Source organism: Legionella brunensis, from assembly GCF_001467025.1.
Classification (GTDB): domain Bacteria; phylum Pseudomonadota; class Gammaproteobacteria; order Legionellales; family Legionellaceae; genus Tatlockia; species Tatlockia brunensis.
This window is the reverse complement of sequence record NZ_LNXV01000013.1, coordinates 26,533-38,035: the sequence shown is the minus strand read 5'-3', so window position 1 is coordinate 38,035 and position 11,503 is coordinate 26,533. Positions and strand designations below refer to the sequence as shown.

Sequence of the window (11,503 nt, the reverse complement as noted above, 5' to 3'; positions counted from 1 at the left end):
TATTTAGATAAAAAACAGTATCCTTCGAGACGCAAACACTGGTGGCTTCATCACAGCCTTCAGGCATTAAACAACTCTCTAGTCACTCAGGAGGAATGACTGGTTATCCAATCGTCGATGCAGGAAAATTTGCCCCCAATGGTGTCTATGTAGGCCTAGGTACCGGAGCTTGATTCGTTAAACAGTGATGTAATTCATGCACCTTGGGAATCCAGGAATGCAGCATCAATTTATAGTACAATCAAAACCCATCATTATCACAACGAATCACGTTCAAAAGCCCTAGACTATTACAGACAATTAAAGAAAAGGAATAGCCCATGAATCCTTATTTTTTCATTTTTGGATTTGGTTACACTGCAAAAGCCCTCGCACCTAAATTATTTGCGCAAGACTTTAATCTTATTGGAACCTCCCGCACCCCGGATGAACACCCAAAAAATAATTTAGGCATTAAACTAATTAATTTCGATTCCCCCAGCCTGAAGAACTACTTAAGCTTAGCAACACATCTGTTGATTTGTATTCCTCCTACCGCGACCTTGAGTGATATTGTATTAATTAAATACGGTGACTTAATCAAAAAACAAGCCCCCTATCTTAAATGGCTTGGTTATCTTTCTTCCACTGGGGTTTATGGCGATCATCAAGGAAATTGGGTGAGTGAAGAAAGTGAATGCATTCCCCATACACCAACTGGAATCGCACGCTTAAAAGCAGAGCAAGACTGGTTTTTGTTTGCAAAAGAACATCAAGTGCCACTGCATGTCTTTAGGCTATCGGGTATTTATGGGCCAGGAAGAAATGCGCTCGAACGCCTCTTACAAGGTAAAAATCACAGTGTTTTTAAAGAAAAGCAGGTATTTTGTCGCATTCATGTAGAAGACATTATTTCTACTCTTCTTGCCTCAATTCAAGCACCCAATCCCTTATCGATTTATAATGTCTCTGATGATGAACCAGCGCCAGCTCACTTGGTTGACCAGTATGCAGCCAACCTTCTTCATCGAGAGCCACTTCCTTTGATTCCTTTTTCAGAAGCCCATTTGTCTGCCATGGAGCAAGAGTTTTATGCGAATAACCGTCGAGTTTCTAATTTAAAAATCAAAGAGGAGTTACATGTTGATTTGCAATACCCAACTTATAAAGAAGGACTGACCCAAATTTGGAGAAATGATTTTGCGCCTGAACAAGCTAATTAAATTGATATTCTGGATTCTTTTTTTTGAAAGCATAGGCTTTTTACTAGGTTTACTAACTCAGGCGAATATTCATCCCTGGTATGAACATCTTAATAAATCATCCTTAACTCCTCCTGGATTTATTTTTTCGTTTGTTTGGACCTTATTATATGCACTTCTTGCAGTCATTGCCTGGATTTTATCAAACCATAATAAAGTGTCCTCTAAAAAAGTTACTGTGCTTTTCGCATTACAAATGCTCATGAATTGGGCCTGGACGCTACTCTTTTTTGGGCTACATTGGTTGGTGCCAAGTGCACTTTGGCTTGTTATCTTAACCTGTTTAAATGTGATCTTAATCGTCGAGGCTAAAAAAAGACACAAAGCCATTGCTTGGTTATTAACTCCTTACCTACTGTGGCTGGTCTTTGCCTCTTATCTCAATATGGTTATTGCATTAATGAATTAATTCTCATCATCAATTTATCAGCCTCTAGTATCGGCACTAAACACTGTAGCTCAAAGCTAAAAAAGAGCTTATTTAATCACGTCCTAGAGCCAATCAGCAACTCGTTGCATGACTTATCAATCACCATGGGGGAAATGTCTATTAGCCCATTATTAAAGATGATTTAACGGTCGGTTATTTAATTTTAAAGATTTTTGCACGGCCAGTTCATTGGTGGCATCTGCACCTAAACTATATACCGTTTCGTTTGCCAAGCGACGACATTTCCGCAGCATAACTGGTTGACAATTACATTAATACTATTCTTTACACGACCATCGTTTCCTTGTAATACACTAACCCGTGATTTTTTTAGTGCTAAGAGGGTAAATTCCAACGTCGTGATAATTCTTTTAAAACAGCTTGGCCTTTGATTTAAGGGAGTTAAATTGCTCGCCGGTTGCATCTAATCCTAACTTGATCAAAAACTATTTTTTCTCCATTATCTGTTAATGCCAAAGCATAGCTAAATATTTTAGATATCGATTGCAAAGAAAGAAAGTATCTGAATCTCCAACAGAAACAGTTTTCCGTCAACGGTAACTATCGACTGGTAATCATCAAACGCTGATATGATGAGAGTAGGCTTCGGCTTGCGTCTGTCACACTTCTTTCATACAAAAGATCTGGGTGTCTTTCCCCAAAAATAGGGAGCGCAAAGGCTTAGATGCATGCTCCATGAAGTTGTTAGCTTCACTAAGAGACTGCTCGCGAGTCTTACAAAATTAAACGTTCGCAATTGGCAAAAAATGATTAGAAAACTCCTTTCCCACCAGGCTTAAGACCCAACCCTACAAATGCGGTACGCATAGTACTAAGCCCTCCTAACACGCTGTCATAAAAAAAAAGGTAATATACTCACTCCTATTATTACCCAAACGATTATTATCCTTAATAGGCTAACCTCACCATGGGTAATAATAAATTTTTCAGATTTATCCCAACTGGTCATTCCTCTTTTGGTTAAATCACTATAGGCTGAAATTAAGGTAAATATATCAACGAAGGGAATTCCCATTGCCAAGCCAAAAAACCACACTTTCAAACTTCTTTTAAATGAGTGGAGAAACATTGGCTTTTTATTATCACTAGTTGTAATTTGAATCTTTAATAACCACTTACCGAAAGTAGTTCCTAGCGTAATCAAGAGTAGTGTTTCTACGAATACCCACATAAATAAGACTACAAAGCCAAAAATTACCTCATTGATTTCATCCGCAAAAGCAGGAGTAAATAGTACTAGCAATGTGACTAAAATCCATACAAATATTATGTTATCTACTGTTCTTGCTCCCAGGCGCAGCCATGGCCCAACCGTCTTATCCTCAGCCTCTTTTGTAGATTCGTGCAATTTAGATTTATCCGAATCAATAAATACATCATGAAGCTGTTCATCCTGAGGCATTTTTAACAATTCCTTCTTCAATAATGATAAAAGCCATGTATCCTTTCTCTACCAATTAACCCATCAATTTTATTAGGTAGCAATATATTTTCTCCTATCCCAAATGAAATATTTTCTACTCTTGGTCATAAGGAAGCATAAGCAAGTCCACGCTGACTTAATATTTCATCTAAGGTTTTTCTTTCGGGAGAGCCAGCCGACAGAATAATTGACTGGATAGCTTTTGAATGGAGATATTCTGACGAATCATAATACTCAAAGGTTCTTTAATAATGAAATGACGCTTAATAAACAGATTTTCTAGGGGACCTGCTGCCACATAAGCAATTTCGGCATCATCACGGCAAGCTTGAATAAGCTCATATATGAAAGATAGGTACTCAGCGGAACGACGATTATCAACCTCTTCCCAAGCCCACCAATACTTCTCACTCTTCGTTCGATACCAATTTAAATAAGCATCGATAATTTCCTGTGTAGTCATTAATCCTCACTCCAACACAGAGGAATCTTGGGAAGAATAACACTGAGTAGTCTTAAGCAACAATTCGTGATTTTTAACACACCAAGGGAAGTCAACACATCGTCTAGTGCTTACTTGCCTTTGGTGTTTTTTCACCCAATAGCCAGTTCGCATTGACTTCAAGCTCATCAGCAATTCTTTGAATTGAATTGGGATCGAGAACCATTCCATTTAATACAGCTTCCATTTTAAATTTGGGCAATTTAAAAAGCTTTGAACACACTTGAACGCGCTCCATCATTAACCCAGGAACTCCCATTGCATCCAATTCATTGTTCAAACGCTCTGATAATTTCTTGTTGGACATAGTAGTCTCCTATTGGTTTTCTTACAGTGTATAGCAACAAAGATTAAGGATTGATTAACTTCTAAATTTCTGACAGATTGTTTATAAAAAACCAAGTTAGCTCTATGCTTAAGCTAACTAAATTGATGTGTAAAAATGATCCACAAAATAAATTGTTCAATTTTAAAAAAACCACTTGACCCTATAGTTGCTATATACCTTACCTTGCACTTTAAGGAGGTAACATGATGAGCCAATGGTATGTTAAAGACTTAAGTAAACTAACTGGCGTATCGGTGCAAACACTGCATCATTATGATCGCATTAATTTATTAAAGCCCTCTTTACGACTTTCTAATGGATATCGTGTTTACTCTGAAAAGGATTTGTTGCGGTTACAACAGATTATTGCTTTGAAATTTTTTGGCTTTGAACTTTCACAGATTAAGGCATTGTTGACAGATAAGGCTGGAGCACTTGAGAATTTCATTACTCAAGCGCAATTATTAGAACAAAAAGCAAATACCTTACTTGATGCAAGTAAATCACTCAAAAGCATTATCTCTGATGTTAAAGACGATAAATCCATTCCTTGGGAAACTATTATTAAATTAATTGAGGTATATCGTATGACACAGCAACTTGAACACTCTTGGGTTAAAGAAATATTTACGCCTGAAGAATTAAAACAATACGCAGCTTTTGAAGCAGAAATGAAGGCCAATGCAACACCTGAACAAAAAGCCTCCTTTGAAAAAGGCTGGGCTAATTTAGTTGAAGAAATCAGGAATAATTTAGATTCAGATCCCAAATCAACGATTGGTATAAAACTTGGCGAAAAATGCATACTTCTAATTAATGGACTGTATGGAAGAAAATATGCCCATTTGCGAACTAAAAAGTTTGAGAAAGGATTTGGAGAAGGGAAAGGCCTTGAAGAAACGGGTTTAACGCCTGAGATTGTCTCATGGCTGGAAAAAGCAATGGATGCTTATTGGAGAGGACGTATTTACGGCATTCTTGAACAAGTTGGTAAAACCCCATCCTCTGCTGTCTTAAATCTCTGGAATGAAGTGCTTAACGATATGTATGGTAACGATACAGAGCGTAAAAAAGCAATTTTTGAGATAGCCTTGAACGATGAAAAAATAAGTCAGGACGCAAAAGAATGGTTAGGAAGCATAGCCAATAACTGATTCAATCATGATATAACCAATGCAGCCCGAGTTGGACAGCTGTCGCAACTCGGGATTTTCCAAACTAGATTAATAACCTGAAATTAACAACCCAGATAAGTAGTTCGTGCTAAATGTAACCTTACTAACTTAATTGGCCTTTATATCTACAAAATTTTTTTCAACTTGTTCAAGAGCTTCTAAGGAGGCTGATTTTACAGGAGTAAAAAAAGAGTTAGCCTGCCCAAAACTTATTATGTAAGTTGCGGCATTGGCCAATGATTTCAATAAATTTTGTAGATAAACTCCCCAAGATAAATCTCTTTCTAATATTGGTTTTGCACCCTTGATCGCTGCCTCACATTCCATTCGGAATTGTTTGCCAATCTTTCCTATATCACTATCAATAGAGGAATTTTTTAAAGCCTCGTGATACTTATCTCTAGCTTTTTGTAAAGAGTTTAAAAGTTTTTTGGCTTCTATAGCAGCATCTGGGAAGCGATGTTGATCAACTTTACCAATTTTACCTTGAAGGGTTTGTAGTGCATCATCAATTTTGGATATTGCTACTGCAACAAATTGTTGATGCTGTTTCTCTTTAGATTGTTCTTCATCTTTTTTCTTGCTGGATTCCGACAGACTTGGCTCGTCATCTTTCGTCTTCGTTTCCGAATCCTGTTGTTCAGCTTTCGAGTGGATTTGCTCATCTAAGCTAAACGCTTCATTTAATGCTAAATGTGTTTCCTCAGGCAGAAAATAGACTAAAAAAGACAATTCTTTTTTCGTTTCATCAGAAAGACTAAAATAATACGGGCTATTCTTTTCTTTATTGGCTTTCATCACAAAATCAAAAAAGCCCTTTAAATCATACCCTGTAGAACCACTCTTCCCCTTCTCTTGTTCAGAAAAAAATTGCTCTTTCATATGGAGAATTGCTTGCTCATTCCTAATTAAAACTTCAAATCCTTTTTCACGAAAATAATTTTCAAGATTTGGGTTTGCTGAAAAGTTAGGAACAAGAGCCCCCAGATAAGGACTCAAACTTATTTCACATTTTTGTTGTTCTTTGTATTGTACCTGAGGCTTTGGTGCTGGATTAAATATCGTTTCAGGGATTTTAGAAGTCCAATGAAAATTTCCTTCATTATTAATAATCATTTCGGGATTACCAATTTGGTAAAAAGGACTTACATTGTTTCGATGAAGGTGTAAAGCAATTTGTGTATCGTAAAAGGTATCAATAGTCCCCTGTTTATTTCGCTCATATTGCTCGCCCTGGATACCACGATGTAAGACTAAAAGTGTCTCTTCTGTCCCCCAAACATATTCTTTCTTTAAATGATTTACGTATTGGTTAAGATATTTTTCATCATTAGCCAAGAAAAAGTCGATTGTCTTCTCTCTTAAGAGATTATCTAAAATAATATCTTGGTAAAGTTGTATCTCCGATTTTGTGAGTTCTTTTCGTTGCGTTTTAAGCTCTTCTTCCTTTTTACCCCATTGCTCTTCAAACTTTTTTATGATCTCAGGCAAAATAGCATTAGCATATTCCAGCATCGCAGTTTTTATGCCAGAAAGCCGGTATATTTCAGCGTCAGTATAATCTCTGTTAGAAAAATCATGCGTTACAACTTCTGTCAATATTGACTTATTAGCCTTTGAAGATTGCTTTATACAAAATTCCAAACCATATTTTGCCGCAGTAAATAATGAAGTCGATTGGGGATTGGTTTTAAACTCAACTTTTGTATGATCTGCCGCTAAATTTCTTGTTGCTCTTCCAAGAATAGGTTCAATAATTGTTTTAATCTCAGTACTTGTAAACTCTTGGGAGGGATCTTTAGATAATAAAGTCTGTAATTCAATGATCTGTTGTGGCTCAAGCTTTAGTTTGCTAAAAATCTCTGCCGTAATTTCACTATTGTTTTTGGCACGCAAAAAATACATTAGCGAAATTCCATACGCATAGTACATGCAATTGCCTCGGCCACTGTTGTCAACAGCTAACATAACCTAGATTACCCCTTTATTCTATAGAATTTTATACACGTGTATTGGTTAATAATAACCCATTAATCTTAAGAAAATATTAGTGAAAAAATTGATTAGACATCTCTGCGTATTCTATCACCTTCTAATCCAGTGACGTACACTATAATTAATTCTAAATCGTACAGTTAGGGGCATACATGCGTATTGCGGTGTCTGGAACACACTCTTTGGGGAAAAGTACGTTTGTATGGGATTTTATAAAAACTCACCCACATTACCGTCGAGAAGAAGAGCCATATAGGGCTTTACGCGCTAATTATGACATTAAATTTGGAAAGGAATCGACACGGTTCTGTAATGGAATCCAACTTTATTACAACATCAGCCGCGTAAAACAATATCATGACTCTTCTTGCAATGTCGTATTCGACCGCTCTCCCATTGATTACATCGCTTACTCTTTATATACGGAGTATTACCATCAAACAGATTTGAATATGGCCTTTGTAGAAAGTTTAATTGAACCTGTCAGGGAGTCTCTCGAATTTATTGACCTCCTGATTTTTATCTCTATCAATAAAAAGCACTTAGTTGACATTGAAAATGATGGGATTCGCCCCATTGATGAGGCCTATCGAGCAGAAGTAGATGCCTTCTTTAAACAAATTTATTTTGATAATAGATATCAAATCATGCCTTTAAAAAATGCCCCACATATTATTGAGCTTTGGGGCAGTCGTGAGGAAAGAGTTAAAAAAATTTCAAACCTTTTAAGTCGCTTATAGCCCGCCTATGGCAACTTCATAAGCAATCCCCCCTCATAATGCTTGTATTTTCTCTTGTTTTAGTTCTTTATTGACAACTCCCTTCTTAGAAGTTTTATTCTCTCTGAAAAATGAGAGTTTTCGTTTTTAAAGGCAACACACGATTGCTTACCCTTTTAAACAAGCCTTAAGATTCATGGCCGGATTAGTAAGGGAATGGGGGTAATTGATTTCTATCTTTAAGCCAAAATTGATGATGCCATTCATCATAAATTGAAACTGGCATATTTGTTTTTTTAAACTCATTAAAAGACAGGTCGCAAAGAAACCATTTAAGGAATTCTGCACAAATTTTTGGGCTTATCAAATGCCTAGTCTGATAAGCTTCATCAAACATTTGATGTAAATGAAATGAAATTGTTTCTCTTAAAACTTTTTGCATTTTTGTATCAACCTCACCGGGTATAACACAAGATACACCAATATTTTTTTCTTCTAACTCTTTTCTCACAATTGCAGTTACTTCATCCAGGCCTGCTTTACTAGCACAATAAGTTGAGCATTCCTCTAATCTTACATTTGAAGCCCTTGAGGTAATAAATAAAATCCGCGCCTGTTCTGGCATTTGTGATGTAAGTAGCGCAATCAATTTCATTGGCGCTAGCAAATTAACCTGAAAAACCTCATCAATACTCTCACAGTCGTATTGGATTAGCGGGCGAGGAGGACTCATCACTCCTGCATTGTGAACTGAAAGATGAAGCAAAAGGCCCGATTCTTTAATGACTTCCGCAACCCATAAAAGATCTTCATTTCGTGTAAAATCAGATTGAATAGGAATAAAACGAGGGAAAAGCTTTTTCGTATTCTCTAAACTGACTACATCCCGTCCAGTACCAAAAACAACCCAGTTGTCGCTTAAAAGACTCTTAGCAAGTTCAAGGCCAATCCCATTACTAGCCCCGGTGACTAATGCTGCTTTTTTGCTACTAAGGTTCATCATGAACTCTTTCCTGATAACTTAAATTGCTTCGCTGCTATAGTAATAAAAATTTTATAGAGTGAATAGAGTAGATACACTCGCCTCGACTAATACTTAACCTCAAATTATTGTTTACCAAACTGCTGCCACAATTGCCGACAAATATCTCTTTGTGTATAATAACTTATCAAAATTTGTGCTTTTTTAATGGATCCCTTCGTTGTTAAATTATAATGCCAAGGTACAGGTGTAAATTATGCTTCCTTTTTTCAATGGCCAATTTAACCCATTTAAACCCGTAGTATTATCCAGCAAAGATCTTGCGCTAATTGATTCTTTAATTATTGACTCACTGAAAAATCTGAATCCAGGCAACTCTTTGGAGATCCTCTTGCTAACGGATGAAGAGCTAGAAAAATATGATGAAAAACTTGCTGATGAGCGATTAAAGAAACTTAATACAAGGCTTAGGCAATTTGTTAATGGTTTGAAATTTGTCGTTGATGATAAACAAGTCAGAATTCTATTGCACAACTTTGTTGATGAAGAGAAATTGAGAGCTCATTTTATAAGGAAAAGTGAAGCTCTTCTCCCTATAGAGAGCCGAAAAGACATTTTATCTCAAATAACAAAAGCCATAATAACCTACTCAGAAGGGGATTTATTTATTGACGCCCTCACCGATGAGCAAGTTGCTTGCGCTAATGGAAGATTAAAACAAATCCCTCAAATATTATTGGGTGACGGCGATTTAGGAGAAAATTACAAAAGAGTCAATAGACTTGTGGAGTATCTTGACCAACTTTCTCACACAAATAATATGAATATTGCTGATTGGATGAAATTTTATCAATTCCCCCAATTTTATTATAACTATCACGAACCTGACCAAAGATTTACTGGAATATCTTCTTTACCTATTCGATACCAAATTCATTGCCCCAAACAGCACGTTTCTCAGTTATTTAAAACGCTTAAGGCAGATGCCAACTCTTATTCGATGCCTGAGCAAATTTTCTTGCTTGAGATTCTTTGGAAACTAAAATCACATGATTACATTGTCCATGGCGGCGGTAAACTCATTAAAAACAAGAAATACGCGACCAGTGCGGGAGGCATTGTTAAAAAAATTGAAGATTTATTGGCTACCAAAATCGATTTTCAAGAAAATAGTACCATCGCTGGCTTTAGACAGAAAGCACAAGAATTACTTCAAGATATTGGAGATGAGTTAAAACATAAGAAAACGGCTCAGACCAGCAAGTCTTTTGGTTGGTGGGGGCATAGAGACCAAACGACTATTACTCTCTATAACGAGATTTTAGATATTACTAACCATGTCACTCCTTCTATACTCGAACACGCCGTTCTAAGAAAAACTCTCTCCAAATTGCAATCACATCGTTATATTATAAATGGGCTTGGTAAAACTGTTGCAGGCAAAAAATATACTACAAGCGCAGGAAATATTGTTGAAAAAATTGAAATCTTTCTTGATAAACGCATAAATTATAAAAACCTGGTAGAGGTAGAACATTTACAAGAAGAAGCACAGGAATTGCTCCGGGGTATAATTAATGAATTATCAGGTAAAACAATATCTACTACAGGGTATTGTTTCAATTTAGGCGGTAGAGCCCCGTCAACAGCTAAGCTTTATTCAGAGATTTTAGATATTTGTTCAAATCACTGCATAATTGCAGGAAATACAGCCCGTTTAACAACATAAAATACAGAAAGTTCATATGATGAGTGGCATCATCAATTTTGGCAAGAGTCTTTTGATTTGCGAAGGGTAATTTATATTAGGAGCCATGCCCTGGTTTAATTAGGGGGTTTTATCACTAAATATAACAGTATAATTTGCGCCGGTGTGTTGGTAAGTTATTTGACAAGCATTGGGTTTGGGATCCATTTCCTTGCCCGATTTACAGGAATTGGCGGGCATAGGGCCCGGCGCCCTGCCGTAACCAGGACAATTTTGCGTGTTTTTTTGAGGATCACCTCCCCATGCAGGGGCTACGCCCAGCCCATCAATGCACCGTGAGCAACCGGGAGGATAGACCCCAAGAGTACTTTTGATAGTGGCAAGTTTTGAAGAGTTGAGCACTACTACAGGATTACCCATGTCTGATTGGATGCTCATATTAAAATTTTGACCATTAACCAAACTCACATCGTAAGTATCTCGGCCGTTGTCATCCAGAGTAAATTCTGCCAATGTGGTATTGCAAGGTCCTTGGGGATAATGATTTTCTCCCGCTGAGATAGAGAGCATTAGCTTTCCCGGATTAAGATGAGTTTCATTTGCCCCTATGGCTACAGCAACACTACTATTTTTGCTCAGGGAAAAATGGCATGTATGTTCATTTCCCTGGCCGCTATAGGGATTATCAGGAAATAGGCAGCCAATAGTGCTGTTATAGTAAGTTTTAGTTTTTTGAGATAGCGGGTGTCGATTATTTTGTTCTAGCTGTAAATAGATTAGCTGATTTTTAGAGGTGTTGTTTACAATCGTGATGGTGTTGCCTCTTTCTGCTGCATGCCCAACAAGTGAGAAGAAACAAAGGACTAAACAAACGAAGCAAACGGTACTTTTATCAGCCATAAAAGAATAAGCCATTATTTTATCTTAACAGTCACAGATGGCCAGTATAGCATTAATAATCTACGTCATGTAAAATTAA

12 protein-coding genes are annotated in these 11,503 nt (G+C 36.8%); 6 read left to right on the top strand and 6 right to left on the bottom strand.

The genetic code is table 11. The features are described 5' to 3' along the window. The first annotated feature begins 41 nt into the window (after positions 1-41). The 3 genes from Lbru_RS17780 to Lbru_RS08160 all read left to right on the top strand — a co-directional run bounded on the left by Lbru_RS17780 (position 42) and on the right by Lbru_RS08160 (position 1,650). Complete coding sequence (locus Lbru_RS17780; RefSeq protein ID WP_238583854.1) at positions 42-173, top strand: FAD-binding domain-containing protein; 132 nt, start codon at positions 42-44, stop codon at positions 171-173. Positions 174-320: 147 nt separating this feature from the next. After that, entirely contained in the window at positions 321-1,202 is an 882-nt protein-coding gene (locus Lbru_RS08165) for an SDR family oxidoreductase (RefSeq protein WP_058441701.1), read from the top strand. Continuing rightward, the gene (locus tag Lbru_RS08160) at positions 1,174-1,650 is read left to right on the top strand and encodes a TspO/MBR family protein (RefSeq protein ID WP_058441700.1); all 477 of its coding nucleotides are present in this window, start codon (positions 1,174-1,176) and stop codon (positions 1,648-1,650) included. The genes Lbru_RS08165 and Lbru_RS08160 overlap by 29 nt, the downstream gene beginning before the upstream one ends. Before the next feature lie 874 nt (positions 1,651-2,524). Here Lbru_RS08160 and Lbru_RS08155 read toward each other — a convergent pair. The 3 genes from Lbru_RS08155 to Lbru_RS08145 all read right to left on the bottom strand — a co-directional run bounded on the left by Lbru_RS08155 (position 2,525) and on the right by Lbru_RS08145 (position 3,924). After that, positions 2,525-3,094: an RDD family protein gene (locus Lbru_RS08155; RefSeq protein WP_058441699.1), complete on the bottom strand. Its 570-nt coding sequence runs from the start codon at positions 3,092-3,094 to the stop codon at positions 2,525-2,527. 169 nt (positions 3,095-3,263) lie between these two features. Then, positions 3,264-3,578, bottom strand: coding sequence for a hypothetical protein (locus tag Lbru_RS08150; protein WP_058441698.1), 315 nt, complete (start codon positions 3,576-3,578; stop codon positions 3,264-3,266). A gap of 103 nt (positions 3,579-3,681) precedes the next feature. Then, a complete protein-coding gene (locus Lbru_RS08145; RefSeq protein WP_058441697.1) occupies positions 3,682-3,924 on the bottom strand; it encodes a hypothetical protein in 243 nt (80 codons plus the stop codon). A 227-nt stretch (positions 3,925-4,151) separates the two neighbouring features. Here Lbru_RS08145 and Lbru_RS08140 point away from each other — a divergent pair, with 227 nt between their 5' ends. Beyond that, a complete protein-coding gene (locus Lbru_RS08140) occupies positions 4,152-5,099 on the top strand; it encodes a MerR family transcriptional regulator (RefSeq protein ID WP_058441734.1) in 948 nt (315 codons plus the stop codon). A gap of 129 nt (positions 5,100-5,228) precedes the next feature. Here the strand turns inward: Lbru_RS08140 and Lbru_RS08135 are convergent, their stop codons facing one another. Next, on the bottom strand, positions 5,229-7,088 hold the full coding sequence (locus Lbru_RS08135) for a hypothetical protein (RefSeq protein WP_131793591.1): 1,860 nt from the start codon (positions 7,086-7,088) through the stop codon (positions 5,229-5,231). A 179-nt stretch (positions 7,089-7,267) separates the two neighbouring features. Between Lbru_RS08135 and Lbru_RS08130 the strand changes: the two genes are divergently transcribed. Further along, positions 7,268-7,855 carry an AAA family ATPase gene (locus Lbru_RS08130; protein WP_058441695.1) on the top strand — a complete coding sequence of 196 codons (588 nt, stop codon included), beginning with the start codon at positions 7,268-7,270 and terminating at the stop codon, positions 7,853-7,855. Between the two features lie 184 nt (positions 7,856-8,039). Here the strand turns inward: Lbru_RS08130 and Lbru_RS08125 are convergent, their stop codons facing one another. After that, complete coding sequence (locus tag Lbru_RS08125) at positions 8,040-8,837, bottom strand: SDR family oxidoreductase (protein WP_083500870.1); 798 nt, start codon at positions 8,835-8,837, stop codon at positions 8,040-8,042. A gap of 466 nt (positions 8,838-9,303) precedes the next feature. Between Lbru_RS08125 and Lbru_RS08120 the strand changes: the two genes are divergently transcribed. Next, positions 9,304-10,545 (top strand): hypothetical protein, encoded by a 1,242-nt coding sequence (locus Lbru_RS08120; RefSeq protein WP_131793590.1) that lies wholly within the window; start codon positions 9,304-9,306, stop codon positions 10,543-10,545. A gap of 99 nt (positions 10,546-10,644) precedes the next feature. Here the strand turns inward: Lbru_RS08120 and Lbru_RS08115 are convergent, their stop codons facing one another. Then, positions 10,645-11,439, bottom strand: a complete 795-nt coding sequence (locus Lbru_RS08115) for a thaumatin family protein (RefSeq protein ID WP_058441693.1) — start codon at positions 11,437-11,439, stop codon at positions 10,645-10,647. Positions 11,440-11,503: the final 64 nt, after the last annotated feature.

Coding starts and splice junctions, on each gene's coding strand:
- Lbru_RS08165 (WP_058441701.1), top strand. CDS start 321: ATGAATCCTTATTTTTTCATTTTTGGATTTGGTTACACTGCAAAAGCC.
- Lbru_RS08160 (WP_058441700.1), top strand. CDS start 1,174: ATGATTTTGCGCCTGAACAAGCTAATTAAATTGATATTCTGGATTCTT.
- Lbru_RS08155 (WP_058441699.1), bottom strand. CDS start 3,094: ATGCCTCAGGATGAACAGCTTCATGATGTATTTATTGATTCGGATAAA.
- Lbru_RS08150 (WP_058441698.1), bottom strand. CDS start 3,578: ATGACTACACAGGAAATTATCGATGCTTATTTAAATTGGTATCGAACG.
- Lbru_RS08145 (WP_058441697.1), bottom strand. CDS start 3,924: ATGTCCAACAAGAAATTATCAGAGCGTTTGAACAATGAATTGGATGCA.
- Lbru_RS08140 (WP_058441734.1), top strand. CDS start 4,152: ATGAGCCAATGGTATGTTAAAGACTTAAGTAAACTAACTGGCGTATCG.
- Lbru_RS08135 (WP_131793591.1), bottom strand. CDS start 7,088: ATGTTAGCTGTTGACAACAGTGGCCGAGGCAATTGCATGTACTATGCG.
- Lbru_RS08130 (WP_058441695.1), top strand. CDS start 7,268: ATGCGTATTGCGGTGTCTGGAACACACTCTTTGGGGAAAAGTACGTTT.
- Lbru_RS08125 (WP_083500870.1), bottom strand. CDS start 8,837: ATGATGAACCTTAGTAGCAAAAAAGCAGCATTAGTCACCGGGGCTAGT.
- Lbru_RS08115 (WP_058441693.1), bottom strand. CDS start 11,439: ATGGCTTATTCTTTTATGGCTGATAAAAGTACCGTTTGCTTCGTTTGT.